Below are 16380 nucleotides of genomic sequence, written 5' to 3'. Positions count from 1 at the left end.
AAAACAAGTCAATCAGTATACGGCGCCTTGTGCACTAATAAAATGCAAATGATGCGTCTTCCGCCATATCACTGAGAAGAATAGCTTAACCGGGAGCTCCATTTCCGGAGACCGCTGTTAACGGAGTGCAAATTGAAAAAGCCCCCTTCAAAACCCGCTATAACGATGATCATGGCCAGGGAAGACAAATCGAAAACGATGCCTTCTTCACCTCTGGCGCTTGCCGGTCTTTCCCTCGCCATGCTCCTCTCTTCCCTTGGCGTCAGTATCGCAAATGTTGCCCTGCCAACACTGGCCCAGGCCTTCACAGCTTCTTTTCAGGAAGTCCAATGGGTCATCATCGCCTATCTTCTTGCTATCACCATAACAATTGTAATCGCGGGCCGGATTGCAGATCTTTTCGGGCATCGACGGATTTTACTGACCGGGATTTTTCTCTTTACCGCCGCATCGTTCCTTTGTGGTCTGGCACCAGAGCTCTGGATCTTGATCACTGCCCGGACGATACAGGGACTTGGGGCCGCAATAATGATGGCTCTTACAATGGTTTTTGTCCGTGAGACAGTCTCGAAGGAACGAATGGGAAGCGCCATGGGGTTGCTCGGAACCATGTCCGCAGTAGGTACCGCGCTTGGTCCATCTCTTGGCGGGCTTCTGCTTTCCGGTCCCGGTTGGCAATCACTCTTTCTGGGTATGGCACCGCTCGGTATCTTAAGTTTTACCCTCGTTTGCGCCACTCTGCCAAGAGACAGTCAGACAGATACAAGGGACCACAAGAGTTTTGACAGCCTCGGAACAATAATACTTGGCCTGACGCTTGCCGCCTATGCTTTGGCGGTCACCCTTGGGAACGGCCAGTTTGGCTTCCCCAACCTGGCCCTGTTTGTCACTGCTGTATCAGGGGCGGTGATTTTTGTACTTGTCGAGACCAAAACCAAATCCCCCCTGATCCAGTTGGCCCTGTTTCAAAGGACAGCATTAAGTTCAAGCCTGGGTATAAATGTGATCGTTTCCACCGTCATGATGTCAACTCTGGTGGTCGGTCCGTTTTATCTCTCGCGCTCGCTTGCTCTTGAGGAAATCCTGGTTGGCATTGTTATGTCGGTCGGCCCGGTCATTTCGGCCATAAGCGGCATCCCTGCCGGTCGCCTTGTCGATTACTTCGGTGCCCCTTTTATGGTTCGGGCCGGCCTCTTTATAATGACGGCAGGTTCTTTGGCCCTGTCAACATTACCAACGCTGTTCGGAATGACTGGCTATATTATTGCCATTGCCATCCTGACCCCGGGGTATCAGCTGTTCCAGGCATCGAACAACACGCTTGTGATGGGAATGGCCGATCCAGATCATAAAGGGGTAATTTCCGGGATGCTCAGCCTGTCGCGCAACCTTGGCCTCATTACTGGCGCCTCGGCCATGGGAGCCATCTTCGCCCTGGCTTCGGCATCAGAAAACATCACTTCTGCTGATGCTCAATCTGTCGCCACAGGGATGCAGATAACCTTTGCGGTCGCAACATTACTCATAGCTCTCGCAGTCTTTATCTCAATCGTAGCAAATCAAAGCTCTTCCCATCGGAGTATTTTTCAACAACAGGACGGAAGATAGATCAGACAGATAAAAAAGATCGGGGCCGGGATTAGGATCTGGAGGAGGAATTCCTGTCCCGCATCTCTCAGCGATCTGAAGGAAAACTGCCTGTCTGCGTCGATACCTGTTCCTGCAGCCAGCTAATGACCTTGGTCACAGCCAGGTTTTGCCGTTCAGTCTGGGGCAAAACAATCCAGTAGGCATCTTCGAGGATTTTCTCCTCCCCTTCAAAGGGACGGATCAACAGGCCACTGGCCAGATCATCCTCGACCAGGCGCCCCCGGGCCAGAGCCACTCCCAGCCCCTGAACCGCCGCGCGTAAAACCAGATCAGAGGAAACAAAACGGGCTCCGCTTCTGGTGTCAATATCCTGCAGCCCCATATCCCGGCACCACTCCGCCCAGCCCGCGCGCGGGTCGCGATCATGCAGCAAAGGTAACTTCGCAAGTTCTGGCAACCGCGTCGGGCGTCCAGACTTGAGCCAGTAGGATGTGTTCATCACCGGGAAAAGCGGCTCATCCATCATGGGGCGACAGTCATAGCCCTCCCAGGGCCCCTGCCCCATACGAATGGCAAGATCCACCCCCTGTTCAGCCAGATCCAGCGGCTTCTGTTCGGCAATAACCGACAGTTCGATCCAGGGGAAGGCCTCGTGGAAAGAGTGCAGTCGCGGCAGAAGCCAACGCGCGGCAAAAGAAGGTGTCGTCGAAATCATCACCGCGTTACCACGCCGGTTTTCCCGAACCTGTTCAACTGATTGTGCCAGAGCAGTCATGCTTTCCAGTGCCGCACGACCGATCATTTCTCCCTGGGCGGTAAACTGTAAGGCCCGAACCCCTTCTTCTTTCAAAAGCAGGGGAACACCGATCCAGCTCTCCAGTTCGTGGACATGTTTGCTCACAGAAGAGTGAGTGATTTCGAGCTGCCTGGCTGCGGGACGAATACCCCCGGCTTCATAGACAACGGCAAAGGCGCGCAGGGCATTTAAGGGCAATTTGTTCATGGTCGTTCATATAGACCAAAACCCAAGATCTTGAGAACAGTATTTTTCACCTGTCCTGTTATTTTCTTGTGGCAGGACCTGGAACAACAAAAGATCGCCGACAAAAAACTAAAAAAATCCATTTAAAATCAATATTGTAAATAAAAACCATGACAAGAAAGGCGAAGATCAACAGATGGGTATGCTTGTAGAGGGACTCTGGCAGGAAGAAGAGCAGATTATTCAATCCGGTGTATTTGTACGCCCGGCCAGCATCTTTGCACAGGAGATTCCCCCCGAGGTTATTCAGGGGTTGATCCGGGAACCGGGGCGTTATCACCTGATTGCTTCCGGCAGCTGTCAATGGTCACACCGGACCGTGATCCTGCGCCAGCTTATGAAGCTGAAGGATCATATTCCCCTTTATCTCGCTCACGGCCCCCGTTTGCAAGGTTATGCGATTGATGGCGGCGCAGACTGGACTGTTCCCGGTTCCCATAAACTCCCGGCTTCCCCTGATGGTATCCGGATAAAACACCTTCACCAGCTCTATAGCCATAGTAAACCAGACTATAGCGGGCGAGTGACTGTGCCTCTGCTCTGGGACAGCTGGCAGCAAAAAATCATCAGCAATGAATCAGCCATGATCATACGGGCTTTTGATGCCACCTCTGCCTTTCCCAATCCGGCAGGAACAGAGTACAGCTTTTTCCCTGCAAAGCTTGAACCCGAAATGAAAGTGCTAGATCAAAGGATCTATGATCGACTGGGCAACGGCGTATACCGGGCAGGGTTTGCCCAAACCCAGGAAGCTTACGACAAGGCTATTGACGAGGTTTTTTCCGAACTCGATAAGCTGGAAAGTCATCTGGGGAAAAACAGGTTTCTGTTTGGCGAGATCATCACCGCTTCTGACTGGAAGCTCTTTACCACACTGGTTCGTTTCGATGCGGTCTATCATCACCTGCACCGCTGCACAAAATATCGACTGATCGATTATCCATCTCTCTGGGCCTATACGAGGGATCTTTACAGCTGGCCGGGTATTGCCGATACCGTTGATTTCAGCGTGATCCGGGAGGCCAGCTACAAAAACGATACCAGCCATAATCCCAGTGGCATTCTCCCCATTGCCCCGGTGGCAGGCTGGCTTGCTCCTCATAACAGGGGAGAGCTTTCTTTGGCGTCGATAATGAACCGGTCTGGCGAGAGCCTCTCGCTCTTCTCGTTATTCCCGACTTAAGTCACAGGCTCGGGACAAAGTGGCTCCTGCAGTTCCCGGGAAACGGCTCTTATATTGTCCCTCTCCTCCATATAGGGTGCTCATAACAGGCTCCCGCCCCCCTAATTCCTGTACTAGCTCCAGCTTGCTCGCAAGAATAATCACTTGGGCAACAGCCCCCTGTCAATCTGGAGAATAACACTGTTTAAATTGGGAAATATTGTCGCACCCTAAATTTCAGAACAGCACAAACAATATAAAACAATTTTTTAGTGTTATTATTAACATATTGTTTTTCAATTAGTTAAATCAACATAAAAATTAAGTACTATTTTTTTGTGGAAAATAAACTTGATAACGGCAGTCAATGTGTTAAATGATAGGGAAATGCAACGTGCAAATTACCATATTTATGGTACAAACTGGCCTTGAAGAACAAAGTTTCTTCAGGCGAAGTCTGGCAACTTTATAAAAAGAGTTGCCAAAGAGGAACAAATGCTTAGATATCCCCTTGATGTTTTCTTAATCGAAATCTTCGGGACTTATCCAGGCCAGGGTTGATACCAGACCGTCCGGGGCAGTGAATTGTAACAGCTGTCCGGGTCCGGATCAGAATTTGTGACAAGACAGAAGCTTCAGTCCTGAAGCTATCGCAGAGAGTAAGCAGGAGCAGTTAATGGCTGTTGAACAATTGGCAATCGCAGAACCGGCACCAGGCGACGTTATGGATATCACAGACAAGCCCTTACCCAAGTCGGTAACCGGCGAGACAGTTCTGTCCGTAAAACATCACACGGACTCACTGTTTTCCTTCAAGATTACGCGGCCGGCATCCTTCCGCTTCCGCACTGGCGAATTTGTCATGATTGGCCTGATGGTCGATGGCAAACCGCTCTTGCGTGCCTATTCCATTGCCAGCCCTGCCTGGGACGAGACCCTTGAACTCTATTCAATCAAGGTGCCGAACGGCCCGCTGACCTCTCGTCTGCAGAACATCAAGCCTGGCGACATGGTTCTGCTAGGCAAAAAGCCAACAGGCACATTGGTTCTTGATGCCCTTGTGCCGGGCAAACGCCTTTATCTCATGTCCACAGGCACGGGTATTGCCCCCTTTGCCAGCGTGATCCGTGACCCGGAGACTTATGACAAGTTCGATGAAGTCGTGCTGATCCACTCTTGCCGCCACAAGGAAGAACTGGTCTATGGCGAGGAACTGGTTCAGGACCTCTACAACCATGAATTCCTCGGCGAACTGGTTTCAGAGAAACTCAAATACTATAATTCCGTGACCCGCGAAGACTTTATCCGCAGGGGCCGTATCCCCGAGCTGTTCCGCTCTGGCAAGATCACCGAAGATCTGGGCACACCAGCCCTGAACCCGGAAACCGACCGTGTCATGATCTGTGGTTCCATGGAGATGCTGAAGTCCTGTGCCGAACTTTGCGAAGAAGCTGGCCTGAGCGAAGGTGCCAACAGTCACCCCGGTGAATATGTGATTGAAAAAGCCTTTGTCGGGTAAGCTTTTGTGACAGTCCGAAAGTAACAAGAAAAGCGGCTCCTCTGGGCCGCTTTTCTTGACTCTAGCCATTTAGTACTGCTTTTGCCTTCTTGACTGAGACTGCTCTTTTATCAAAGTACTGTGCAACCCATCCAGAATCAGATAAAAATGAGTACCCTTCTGTAATCAATCGAACAATTCAACTGACATTGATTTCATCTGATCAAATATATGCCCGTTTCAAATACATGAGCATCCAGACACATGAACAAATTTATACATCTCGCCTATGGATTTGATGGCAAAGGCGGTGCAGAAGCGCTAGAGGGTGCAGCGATCTCTCAGCTGATCAAAGATGAACGGCTGGCCTGGGTTCATATGGATGCCAATCATCCTGACACAAAAAAGTGGCTCGAAACCGAGGCTGACTATCTTGATCCCTTTATCATCGATGCGCTGCTGGCTGAAGAAACCCGCCCGCGCATGACCCCGGTAAATGACGGTGTTCTACTGATCCTGCGCGGTGTTAACCTCAATGAAAACGCCGATCCAGAAGACATGGTCTCCATCCGCCTCTGGGTCGACAAGCACCGGATCATCTCCCTAAGGAAACGCAGCCTCAAAGCCGCCAGGGATATCGAGGCAAAACTGTTGCTTGGCAAAGGTCCAAAAGATGCCGGGGAGTTTATCTGCATGCTGATCACCCAGCTGTTCAACCGGATGGAGCCTGTTCTGATCGCCCTGGATGAAGCAACGGATGACACCGAAGAACAGGTTCTTGAATCCGGAGACAATTCGCTGAGAGAAAGTATTGTCAACATTCGCAAACAGGCCATTATTTTCCGCCGCTATATGTCACCGCAACGCGATGCCATTGAACAGTTGCGCATGTCCGACATCAGCTGGCTGAACGAAAAACACAAGCGCAATCTGCAGGAAAGCTATAACCACGTCACCCGCTATGTCGAAGATCTCGACGCCATTCGGGAGCGGGCCCAGATCGTCAAGGATGAACTCGCCAACATGCTGGCAGATCGCCTCAACCGCAACATGTACGTCCTGTCGGTTATTGCCGCAATTTTCCTGCCCCTTGGGTTTCTGACCGGACTTCTGGGGATTAATATCGGGGGTATTCCTGGAACGGACAACGCCAATGCCTTCTGGATTTTCAGTGGTATTCTGGTCCTGACTGTTGTTGCACAGGTTATTATCTTTAAAAAATTCAAATGGTTTTAAAAGCCGCTTGGGCCTGTAACCATTTATAGAGCTGCTGTACCTGCTGATCCCCGGCCCTTCCCGCTGTCATGACCAGATAATTTCCCGCTGCTTCGTCAATGCAGAGATCCAGCGGCGAAATCAGACGGCCGGACTGCAAGGCATCCAGAACCATAGGGCGGTGACCAATTGCCACTCCGGCTCCCCCCATTGCTGCCTCAAGGGCATGGCTTGATGTTTGAAAGGAAAGCCAGCCCTTTGGCTGAAGGTCCGGCAAGCCGGCTTTGTCCAGCCAACGCGGCCAGTCATTATCTCTGGGGGAACTGGCCACCCGGATCAGAACATGCTCTTTAAGGTCAGTAACCTGTTGAATTGTTTTTTGCGCCTGCAAAACAGGCGACATGACCAGTCGCGCTTCGTCCGGCATCAGAAGCACAGCATTTTCCGGTTTTTGATCCTGTGGAAGCGGACGGATCACGAGATCGACATCCCCGCGATCAAGGTCAACCATGCGGGAGCTCGTCAGAAGTCGCAGATCAACAGCAGGATATTTATCCTGTAAATCCGCCAGACGCGGTATCAGCCAGTATTGAGCAAAGGTGCCCAATACAGCCAGGGTAACATGGTGGTCTCCCAGCTTTGCTTCGCGCAATACATCTCTGATCATACCAAAGGCTGAATGCAGTGGCGCTGCCAGACGCTCTCCCTGTGGGGTAAGCTGGATACCACTGCTCCCCGATGCTCGTTCGACCAGACGATATTGAAGATAGCTTTCAAGCTTCCGCAACTGCTGTGTCACAGCTGGTTGTGTCACCAGCAGTTCTTCCGCCGCGGCAGAAACACTGCGCAGCCGCGCCACCACTTCAAAGGCACGCAACGCCGAAAGGGGGTAAATCTGATCCGTGACCATCTATTAGATTTTCTTATACAAATGACATTATTTCGAATTTGATATCCCCAATTTTAAAGCGCCTATTCCAGTCTGCGCAAGTTTCTTTATAAGCAAGACTATAATCGGAACATCAATGGAACTCTGGATACCTATCACCATCGCGGCCGCATTGTTTCAAAATGTCCGCACGGCCTTGCAAAAACATCTGCGCGCAAGACTGGACACAACTGGGGCAACTTACGTCCGGTTCCTCTATGCAGCTCCCTTCACCTGGCTTTATCTGTTCCTGTTAAGCCAGAGTAGCCTTGCAGATATTGGCGGAGGCATTGGCGGGGGACTTGGCAGCGATGGGCAGGTTGAAAACGGCCTTGTTCCCGATGCGAATTTTCGTTTTCTGCTTTTTTGCGTTATTGGCGGCACCGCCCAAATTCTGGCCACAGCACTGCTGGTCTGGCTCTTTGGCCAAAGGAATTTCGCGGTCGGCACCAGCCTGACAAAAACCGAAGCCGTACAGGCCGCTATATTTGGTATTGTTATTCTGGGAGACAGCTTAAGCATTCAGGCTCTGTCCGGCATTCTGGTCAGTCTTGTCGGAGTTCTTGCTTTAAGCGGGAAGAGTACGGGCAACAAAACCATCAATGGCACCGCTTCCAGCAAGATCACTCTCAGCGCCGTCTTGCACAACAAGACCGTGCTGCCTGGCATCGCCGCAGGCGCGCTTTTCGCCCTGTCGTCCGTAGCCTATCGAGCAGCTTCCCTTTCATTGGGCGGCGAAGGTTTTCTCCTGCAATCAGCCTATACACTTGTCTGGGTCACGGGCTTTCAAACCCTGTCCATGGGCCTTTATATTCTGCTGCGCAAACCCGAGATCCTCAGCCGCGTGCTACAACACTGGAGAGCTGCCATCTGGGTCGGCCTGACCGGAATGCTTGGTTCAGCAGGCTGGTTTGCCGCCATGACCCTGGAAAATGCCGCGCATGTGCGCACCCTGGGACAGATCGAGCTGATCTTCACCCTGATGATTGGATATCTTTTCTTTCAGGAGCGTTTGAGCAGGAAAGAACTCGCCGGGGTAGTTCTGGTTTCCTGTGGTATTCTCATTCTGCTCTGGCGATGAGCTGTCCTCGTGTGGTGGATTTGAACTTCGCTAGCTTGTGTTCAGCTACTCTGCAGGCGAATTTCGGATTCGGGACACTAGATCTCGATTTCCAGATACAGCGGCTGGTGGTCAGACCCCAGCGCATCATCCCCGACTGTCAGAGAGTGTAGCGCAGGCACAAGCTCTTCTGTGACAAAACAATAATCCAGCCGATAGAGTCTGCCATCATAGAAACAGGTCCCGCCCTGATCTTCGGCGCCACCAGTGGCAACCCAGGCATCGATAAGACCCGCCGCAGGCAGGCTGCGCCCGACAAAGTGTTCTTTTGCTCCACAGATCCGGTCGTATTCGCTAAAGCTTGGGTCCATGTTGAAATCGCCCATGACAACCGCCCGGTTCGGCATCGGCATAAACCGACCATTGCTGTACCAGAGTTCAGTATCTGGCCCGGCAGAAACAACGCCCCCTTCATCCGGTGCCTGTTTGACAATCTCAAGCAGGCGATCAATTTGCAGCAGGCGCTCCTCGACCGAGGCATGGGCCAGATGCAGGGAATAAACCCGCAAGGGACCGGACGCTGTCTCAATCACAGCCTCGATAATACTGCGCTGCAGACTGATCTGGTTTAACAGCCTGACTTTGGGCAACATATGGTGACGGCTCGACAGGATAGCTGTCTTGCTCAGGATCATATTACCAAAGGTTGTCCGCCGGTTCACCAGCTTGCCTGCCTCATCCCGATAGGAGGCATCCGCATCCATCGCCGGGCCATAGGTCCAATAGTGCTCGGGGAACAAAGCCGCCAGTTCTGCAACCTGGTCCAGATTGCCTCCTCGCCCCATAAACTGGGTCACTTCCTGCAGCGCGATGACATCAGCATCGCCGATCTCCTCCGCAATCCTGGTCAGGTCAACCCGGCCATCCTTGCCCACACCATACTGAATATTATAGGTCACGAAACGCATGGAAACCGCCTGTTCATTTTATACCGCGAAACCCTATTGGAAAATCGCCACATCCTGCACAAAATTTACAACAGAATTTGCCCGGGCAATTAACCCTGACCGCCAGCCCGCCGTCGCATGAGTGCATGAAATCAAGTTATGGATCAGCGACATCGCCTTATCAGCCATTTGCCAGCCCCCATGAGGAACCAGGAAGAGCATCAAGCCGTCATACGTTGCTTTTCAATCGGAAAAATCAGGGTAACAACAGTGCCGACGTCAGGCGTACTTTCCAGTATGAAGTCAGCCCCGTGCATTTCTGTCAATCGTTTGGAAAGCGGCAATCCCAGTCCCGTTCCTTCGTGTTTCCGGCTCAGGCTGGAATCAACCTGTCCAAAAGGTGCGAGAGCCTTGGGAATATCATCCTCTGACATACCGATACCATTATCCCGAACGACAAGTTCAATGCCTCGCTCGCTCAGACGTGACGTGACATTCACCTTTCCCCCGGCTGGAGTGAACTTAAGGGCGTTAGAGATCAGGTTGATAAGAACCTGTTTGATCCTGCGCTCGTCCCCCCTCAGCACAGGCAGATCCTCAGCAAGATCCTGCTTGAACTCCAGTCCGGCCTGAATTGCCCGGTCAGACAGCATATTGCTGCAGCGCTGAACCACTGAATTCAGATCCAGCAACTCGTCGACTAGCTCGATTTTTCCCGCTTCCGCTTTTGACAGATCAAGAATGTCATTAATCAGATCAAGCAGGTGGGTCCCGGACTCATTCACATCGCGGGCATAATCCTTGTAACGGGGACTGCCCAGAGGCCCAAACATCTCGTTCGCCAGAATTTCGGAAAATCCGAGAATGGCGTTGAGCGGCGTCCGTAGTTCATGGCTCATCAAAGCCATAAACTCCGACTTTGTCCTGTTGGCCAACTCGGCACTTTCCTTGAGAACCGTGAGCTCTTTTTCCACTTCCTTCTGACCCGATATGTCGTGCATCACACAGACAAAATACTGGATCGTACCGTCCTGGGCAAAAATCGGACTGAGATCAAACTGATTCCAGAAGGTCTTTCCATCCCGGCGATAATTGAGCATGTCGATACAGACATGGTGATAGTCCCGCAAAGCTGCTTCAAGTTCCTTGCGAACCTTTGGATCGGTTTCCCGACCCTGCAGGAACCCGGCGTGTAGCTGTTTTGTCTCGGCCAGATTATATCCTGTCAGGCGGGTAAAAGCCGGATTGATATATACCACTGAACGGTCCACTGTTGTTGCATCGGCGATGAGAACCCCTGCATCCGTTGAACTGACAGCTGCCGCCAACCTGTGGTTCTCGCTGCTGAGATCAAGCAACTCCTGTTCCCTGGCCTTGAAATCGCTGATATCGGTATAGACAGTAAAGAGATCGTTTTCCGGTGTTCTGTGATCAATGACCTTGAGCCAGACATTCTCGGTCAGGCGGAATTCGCGATTTCTTTTTCCGCGACGCTGCAGCAATGTTTCAATATAGCGCTCTTGCCGCTCCAGACTTCGTGGATCTTGTCCCGTATTCGCATAGGAAACAATTACTTCCTTGTAGGTCATCCCCACCCGGATAGCCATCGGACGCCCCGGGAAAAAAATTTCCTGGAACCTGCGGTTGAAGGCAACCAGCTTGTCTTCCTCGTCATACAGGGTCACAGCGCCGGAAAAGCTTTCAAAAGCCCTGAAAAGTCTGGCGTGTGCTGTTGCCATTTTCTGCTGATCAAGTCGGCGCTCGGTAATATCGCTTCCCGCACCGCGATAGCCGATAAATTCGTCCTGCTCATCAAAAATTGGCACACCACTTAATCTGATAATGCGAGGAGTACCAGCAAGATCCGGCACAAGCAGTTCCAGATCGCGAAAGGACTGTCTGGTTTCCAGTGTTTTCAACAATCTGCCATCAGCAAGGTCCTGCCCTTGAAGATCGATCAGGCTTTTCCCCAACAGGTTCCATTCCTGAAGCTGGGACACAAAAGAAAACCTCAATTCCGGTCCCATTTCCCAGAACCAGTCCGTTGCAGCCCCGGCAATATCCCTGAAACGGCGCTCACTATCCTTCAACGCAGAAACCGCCCCCTCGCGGCGACTGGATTCCACCACAATCGAGCGTCCGCCAATAAAGAGAACCGTCATCATGATCAGACAAGCAAGAACGGCAAAGCCAACAGAGGCAAAGTAACGATCACGCCAGATCTGGCTGACATAATCAGAAGGAACCCCGACAACGGCCGTAAGCCCAAAACGGCTCAGCTCCCGACCCAACAAGATGCGCTCTACCCCGTCGAGGTCGGTCATCACCCGCGGGCGGTCATTGTGAAAATCACTCGCTTTATAGGGGGTTCTCCGGCCAACAAGATCACTGGAGAAGTGATCATCAAGCCAGAGACGCTGATCCGACGTCTGGATTGAAATCAAAGATCCCTTTGGCAATCCCAGAATTGCCCACCAGTTAAGGAAATCGTTTATCTTGAAGCTGGAAACAATAAAATCGTTGGTAAACTGTAAACTTTCCATACCTGGGCGAATGGCCGTGGCGAACCATTGCCCGTCTGACTGATATGGCAAACTGATCATTGCGCGTTCCCGGACAGAAACCCGCAAAATCATTTCATCCAGCTCTTTTTGGACAGGCAGAGGAATAACAGGCCAACCGGGAAGAACAGCACCAGTATTGCCCAGGATTGTAATGTATTGCCATTGATCAAAAACGTCATCTGTTGGAATGGCCAGAGGAGCAAGGTGGAGGTTATTATTGCTGAGCCCGGACCATTCAGCCTGACCAAGCTTGCTTTCTACCCTTCCCAGAAACAGATCAAGAGGTAAGGCCATCTTGTTAAGGGCGGTCTGGACCTGGGTATCAACCTCGGCCGCAACTTCATCATAGGTGCTTTTAACCCAGAGGCCGATTAACAGAGCAGAAAGTAAAAAGGCGAAAACATTCAGTTGGACAGCGCGATTCCGCAAATTCCGGACTGAAAGTGTTCTTGCCGTCTCTTTCTTGATGTCGTCACGGGAAAGATCATCGCTTTTGATATCCCCTGACTTCCTGGGCTGTTTCTTGCCTTCAGGTTGACCCGCGCCGCCCTTAAGCACAATATATTTCCTGTTCTTTTTTTTATCGCCGCCCCGAAAACAGGATGGCGAAATACGATATCTCCCCCCGGAAAAGACCGGGAAACACACGACGAAACCATGAGACATTAGCTCTACAGCCCAAGACTTATCAAATGGTTAAAAACTGTCGGATTGCCTTGACGAATTGATGACATATTTAACAATTGTTTGTCACAATTTCGTCAAAGGAAAAGTGAGCGTCGCAAATCGAACATGCACGCCTCTTGCTTTGTCGCTATAACATAGGTGATATGTGTCAGCGGGAGGGTGCCCGGTTTGGACTGCGCACAAGAACTGACACTGAACAATTAACTTTGCATGAGAGAATACGACCATGTCTGAAGAAGATGATCTCGATCTGAGCGCGCTGGACGACGACGAACTTGTACAGCAGATGCATGACGACCTTTATGATGGTCTGAAGGACGAAGTCCTCGAAGGTGTCAACATTCTGCTCGGACGCGGCTGGACACCTTATGATGTCCTGACCAAGGCTCTGGTTGAAGGCATGCGCATTGTCGGGGTTGATTTCCGTGATGGTATTCTCTTTGTACCGGAAGTTCTTCTTGCTGCCGGCGCCATGAAAGGCGGCATGGGCATTCTTCGTCCCCTGCTGGCTGAAACTGGCGCCCCTAAGCTTGGCAAGATGGTTATCGGAACAGTCAAAGGCGACATCCACGACATTGGTAAAAACCTTGTCGGCATGATGATGGAAGGTGCCGGTTTCGAAGTGATCGATCTGGGAATTAACAACCCGGTCGAGAAATACCTCGAAGCCCTGGAAGAGCACAAACCAGACATTCTTGGAATGTCCGCCCTGCTCACCACCACCATGCCTTACATGAAGGTCGTAATTGATACCCTGAAAGAAAAAGGGATCCGTGACGATTATATCGTTCTGGTTGGCGGTGCTCCCCTGAACGAAGCTTTCGGTGAAGCAATCGGCGCAGACCATTACTGCCGTGACGCGGCTGTTGCGGTCGAGATTGCAAAAGAAGCAATCAAACGCCGCCACAACGCAGCCTGATCCTTATAGTTTATAGGGACAAGCCAGGATAAAATACCATGTCCCAGCAAGCCACAGACATCAAAGATAAGGGGGATAAAACCCTCCTTATCGCCTGTGGCGCTGTGGCACGGGAAATTGTTGCCCTGAACCGGATGAACGGCTGGGATCATCTGGAGATCACCTGCCTTCCAGCGATCTGGCACAATACTCCCGATAAAATTCCCGGTGGTGTCCGGGAAAAAATCCGCGAAAACAAAGATATCTATGGCAACATTATCGTTGTCTATGGGGATTGTGGTACTGGCGGCGAGCTGGACCGGGTCCTTGAAGAAGAAGGTATCAAGCGCATTGATGGTGTTCACTGTTATGCATTCTTCACCGGACTGGATGCCTTTGATGAAATGCATGACAATGACATCACCTGCTTCTATCTCACCGACTATCTGACCCGCCACTTTGATACACTGATCATGGATGGCATGGGCATCAGCAAACACCCTGAACTTTTACCGATGTATTTCGGCAACTACACCAAGCTGGTCTATCTGGCACAGACAGAAGACCCGGACCTTCAGAAAAAAGCCCGCGAAGCTGCCGAGAAAATCGGCCTAGAGTACCACTATCGCTTCACCGGTTATGGTGAACTCGGTACCCTGATGGCTGACGCCAGCCGATCCCCCAACTTGTAATCATACCCCGGAGTAAAATCACATGGCAAAACTAACCCTGGTTTACTGGCGGGACATACCTGCCCAGGTCATCGTCAAGGCGGGCCGGCAGAATGCCAAGATCCAGCTTGAAGAACGCTTTGAAAAAGCCATCGACCGGGCTGCAATGAAAGCCAAACTGCGCGACAGCGACTCCTATCTGGAACACTGGCGCCGGAGTGATCCTGCTGACTGCGGCGATGACCTCGAGGCAGAAGCCAAAGCCATGGCGAGCAAGATCGAACAGGACTATCCCGACAGTCGTCTGGATAGTCTCGTCGCTAACGGTGGATTGGAAGACGCCTCAGCTTAAGTAAGCAAGAAAAATAACGCGGATAGTGACAGAAATAATTGTCCGCTTATAAGGTCGAAAAGATGAGTACAGAATTCAACGCAGACGTCGTCAAGAAACAGATTATTGATTTCATGACAGGTTTCACAATTGAGACCACCCCCGGTTCAGCTGCAAAAACACCGGATTATCGGGAACATCTGCGCCCCGGAACCGAGATTGCCGTTACCTTCTTGCCTGGTTCCGATTTTGCCGACACTGTTTCGACCTCCAAGCGTCTGAAAGCAGAAGGTTTTGTACCAATGCCGCACTTTGCCGCACGGTCTATTCCTTCACTTGCAGACTTTGAAAATTACCTCATTACCCTTCAGGGCGAAGTCGGTATTGAGCATGCTGTTGCTCTCGGCGGTGCGGTTGACAAACCACTGGGACAATTTGAAAGCTCCATGCAGCTGCTCGAAACCGGGCTATTTGACAAACATGGCATCAAGTCAATCGGCGTTGCCGGGCACCCCGAAGGCAGCCCCGATATCTCCACTGCCGGGCTGCAAGAGGCCTTGAGCTGGAAGAACTCCTTCAAGGAACGTTCAGACGCCTATATCTATATTGCAACCCAGTTTTGCTTTGAAGCCGAACCAATCATTGCCTGGGACAAAAAAATCCAGGCTGAAGGCAACAAGTTGCCGATCCATATCGGCGTTCCCGGTCTGGCAACCCTGAAAACCCTGCTGAACCACGCCAAAGCCTGTGGTGTTGGCGCCTCTATGCGCGTGCTGACCAAACAGGCCCGCAACATCGCCAAGCTGATGACCGTCAATGCTCCGGACAAGCTGGTTATGGATCTCGCCCGCTACCATGCAGAAGATCCGAACTGCGGTATCCAGAAGGTTCACATGTACCCGCTGGGCGGCATGAAAAAATCGGCCGCCTGGAGTTACGCTGTTACAGACGGGGACTTCACGCTTGATGCCAAGGGCAAGGGCTTCAAAGTAAACCGCGATATCGGCTAGAAGAAAGTATCTTTGCTGTTTGGACTGTGATCTGTCGCGAACAAGCGCTCTTCACAGCCTGTCAGTGACATTGTAATACGTCAGTCCTGATAAGATCAGGCAACTTTTCACAATTCCCGGGCCAGCACCCCAGTTGCCCGCAAAACGGAGACCCCAAACGATGACCCGCACGATCGTCAGTTCCGCCACGAAAGAATTTGCAATCGGTTTTGACGAGCCTTTCTGCATCATCGGCGAGCGTATCAACCCGACTGGCCGCAAGCTGCTGGCCGCAGAGATGGCGGCTGGAGATTACAGCCGGGTCGAGGCTGACTGTCTGGCCCAGGTTGCTGCGGGTGCGCACATGCTGGACGTGAACGCGGGTATTCCTCTGGCGGATGAGCCAAAGATCCTGGCCGAAGCCATTCAGCTGGTCCAGAGCCTGACCGATCTGCCGCTGTCGATTGACTCCTCCATCATTGATGCACTGGAAGCTGGCCTGAAGGTCTACAAGGGCCGGGCGCTGGTAAATTNGGTGACCGGTGAAGATGAATCGCTAGAGCGGGTTCTGCCATTGATCAAGAAATACGATGCGGCTGTTGTCGCTATTTCCAATGATGAAACCGGAATCTCCGAAGATCCGGACGTGCGTTATGAAGTGGCCAAGAAAATTGTCCAGCGCGCTGCGGATCACGGTATTTCCCATGACCGTATCGTGGTTGATCCCCTGGTGATGCCAATCGGTGCCATGGGCACAGCCGGGAAACAGGTCTTTGCCCTGCTGCACCGTCTGAAAAC

The 16380-nt window shown here is 51.6% G+C and carries 14 protein-coding genes; 10 read left to right on the top strand and 4 right to left on the bottom strand.

Going from position 1 to position 16380, the window contains the following annotated elements:
• Positions 1 to 132: 132 nt before the first annotated feature.
• Positions 133 to 1608, top strand: coding sequence for an MFS transporter (locus B152_RS0109865; protein WP_211212181.1), 1476 nt, complete (start codon positions 133 to 135; stop codon positions 1606 to 1608).
• 67 nt (positions 1609 to 1675) lie between these two features.
• On the opposite strand, the gene B152_RS0109860 is transcribed toward B152_RS0109865, so the two are convergent.
• Complete coding sequence (locus tag B152_RS0109860; RefSeq protein WP_020592254.1) at positions 1676 to 2593, bottom strand: LysR substrate-binding domain-containing protein; 918 nt, start codon at positions 2591 to 2593, stop codon at positions 1676 to 1678.
• A gap of 175 nt (positions 2594 to 2768) precedes the next feature.
• On the opposite strand from B152_RS0109860, the gene B152_RS23195 reads away from it, so the two are divergent.
• The 3 genes from B152_RS23195 (at position 2769) to B152_RS0109845 (ending at position 6528) form a co-directional block, all read left to right on the top strand.
• Positions 2769 to 3815, top strand: a complete 1047-nt coding sequence (locus tag B152_RS23195; protein ID WP_020592253.1) for a glutathione S-transferase family protein — start codon at positions 2769 to 2771, stop codon at positions 3813 to 3815.
• A 655-nt stretch (positions 3816 to 4470) separates the two neighbouring features.
• Complete coding sequence (locus B152_RS0109850; RefSeq protein WP_020592252.1) at positions 4471 to 5313, top strand: ferredoxin--NADP reductase; 843 nt, start codon at positions 4471 to 4473, stop codon at positions 5311 to 5313.
• A gap of 243 nt (positions 5314 to 5556) precedes the next feature.
• Positions 5557 to 6528 (top strand): zinc transporter ZntB, encoded by a 972-nt coding sequence (locus B152_RS0109845; protein ID WP_020592251.1) that lies wholly within the window; start codon positions 5557 to 5559, stop codon positions 6526 to 6528.
• Here the strand turns inward: B152_RS0109845 and B152_RS0109840 are convergent.
• Positions 6515 to 7417 carry a LysR substrate-binding domain-containing protein gene (locus B152_RS0109840; RefSeq protein ID WP_020592250.1) on the bottom strand — a complete coding sequence of 301 codons (903 nt, stop codon included), beginning with the start codon at positions 7415 to 7417 and terminating at the stop codon, positions 6515 to 6517. The two genes, B152_RS0109845 and B152_RS0109840, sit on opposite strands and share 14 nt — an antisense overlap.
• A gap of 115 nt (positions 7418 to 7532) precedes the next feature.
• Between B152_RS0109840 and B152_RS0109835 the strand changes: the two genes are divergently transcribed.
• Entirely contained in the window at positions 7533 to 8516 is a 984-nt protein-coding gene (locus tag B152_RS0109835; RefSeq protein ID WP_020592249.1) for a DMT family transporter, read from the top strand.
• Positions 8517 to 8593: 77 nt separating this feature from the next.
• Here the strand turns inward: B152_RS0109835 and B152_RS0109830 are convergent, their stop codons facing one another.
• Together B152_RS0109830 and B152_RS25285 are read right to left on the bottom strand one after the other, a co-directional pair.
• The gene (locus tag B152_RS0109830; protein ID WP_020592248.1) at positions 8594 to 9463 is read right to left on the bottom strand and encodes an endonuclease/exonuclease/phosphatase family protein; all 870 of its coding nucleotides are present in this window, start codon (positions 9461 to 9463) and stop codon (positions 8594 to 8596) included.
• A 200-nt stretch (positions 9464 to 9663) separates the two neighbouring features.
• Entirely contained in the window at positions 9664 to 12564 is a 2901-nt protein-coding gene (locus B152_RS25285) for a PAS domain-containing sensor histidine kinase (RefSeq protein ID WP_020592246.1), read from the bottom strand.
• Positions 12565 to 12919: 355 nt separating this feature from the next.
• On the opposite strand from B152_RS25285, the gene B152_RS0109815 reads away from it, so the two are divergent.
• From B152_RS0109815 to B152_RS0109795, 5 genes are all read left to right on the top strand, one after another.
• Positions 12920 to 13612, top strand: coding sequence for a corrinoid protein (locus B152_RS0109815; protein ID WP_020592245.1), 693 nt, complete (start codon positions 12920 to 12922; stop codon positions 13610 to 13612).
• A gap of 38 nt (positions 13613 to 13650) precedes the next feature.
• On the top strand, positions 13651 to 14283 hold the full coding sequence (locus B152_RS0109810; RefSeq protein WP_020592244.1) for a DUF1638 domain-containing protein: 633 nt from the start codon (positions 13651 to 13653) through the stop codon (positions 14281 to 14283).
• A gap of 22 nt (positions 14284 to 14305) precedes the next feature.
• Positions 14306 to 14614, top strand: coding sequence for a virulence factor (locus B152_RS0109805; RefSeq protein WP_020592243.1), 309 nt, complete (start codon positions 14306 to 14308; stop codon positions 14612 to 14614).
• 62 nt (positions 14615 to 14676) lie between these two features.
• Positions 14677 to 15603 (top strand): methylenetetrahydrofolate reductase, encoded by a 927-nt coding sequence (locus B152_RS0109800; RefSeq protein WP_020592242.1) that lies wholly within the window; start codon positions 14677 to 14679, stop codon positions 15601 to 15603.
• A gap of 160 nt (positions 15604 to 15763) precedes the next feature.
• On the top strand, positions 15764 to 16380 hold a 617-nt coding region (locus B152_RS0109795; RefSeq protein ID WP_020592241.1), incomplete at its 3' end, for a dihydropteroate synthase.

It is taken from the genome of Kiloniella laminariae DSM 19542, assembly GCF_000374005.1.
GTDB lineage: Bacteria > Pseudomonadota > Alphaproteobacteria > Kiloniellales > Kiloniellaceae > Kiloniella > Kiloniella laminariae.
The sequence above is the reverse complement of the archived record's forward strand: the minus strand, read 5'-3'. Positions and strand labels throughout refer to the sequence as shown.

Coding starts and splice junctions, on each gene's coding strand:
- B152_RS0109860 (WP_020592254.1), bottom strand. CDS start 2,593: ATGAACAAATTGCCCTTAAATGCCCTGCGCGCCTTTGCCGTTGTCTAT.
- B152_RS23195 (WP_020592253.1), top strand. CDS start 2,769: ATGGGTATGCTTGTAGAGGGACTCTGGCAGGAAGAAGAGCAGATTATT.
- B152_RS0109850 (WP_020592252.1), top strand. CDS start 4,471: ATGGCTGTTGAACAATTGGCAATCGCAGAACCGGCACCAGGCGACGTT.
- B152_RS0109845 (WP_020592251.1), top strand. CDS start 5,557: ATGAACAAATTTATACATCTCGCCTATGGATTTGATGGCAAAGGCGGT.
- B152_RS0109840 (WP_020592250.1), bottom strand. CDS start 7,417: ATGGTCACGGATCAGATTTACCCCCTTTCGGCGTTGCGTGCCTTTGAA.
- B152_RS0109835 (WP_020592249.1), top strand. CDS start 7,533: ATGGAACTCTGGATACCTATCACCATCGCGGCCGCATTGTTTCAAAAT.
- B152_RS0109830 (WP_020592248.1), bottom strand. CDS start 9,463: ATGCGTTTCGTGACCTATAATATTCAGTATGGTGTGGGCAAGGATGGC.
- B152_RS0109815 (WP_020592245.1), top strand. CDS start 12,920: ATGTCTGAAGAAGATGATCTCGATCTGAGCGCGCTGGACGACGACGAA.
- B152_RS0109810 (WP_020592244.1), top strand. CDS start 13,651: ATGTCCCAGCAAGCCACAGACATCAAAGATAAGGGGGATAAAACCCTC.
- B152_RS0109805 (WP_020592243.1), top strand. CDS start 14,306: ATGGCAAAACTAACCCTGGTTTACTGGCGGGACATACCTGCCCAGGTC.
- B152_RS0109800 (WP_020592242.1), top strand. CDS start 14,677: ATGAGTACAGAATTCAACGCAGACGTCGTCAAGAAACAGATTATTGAT.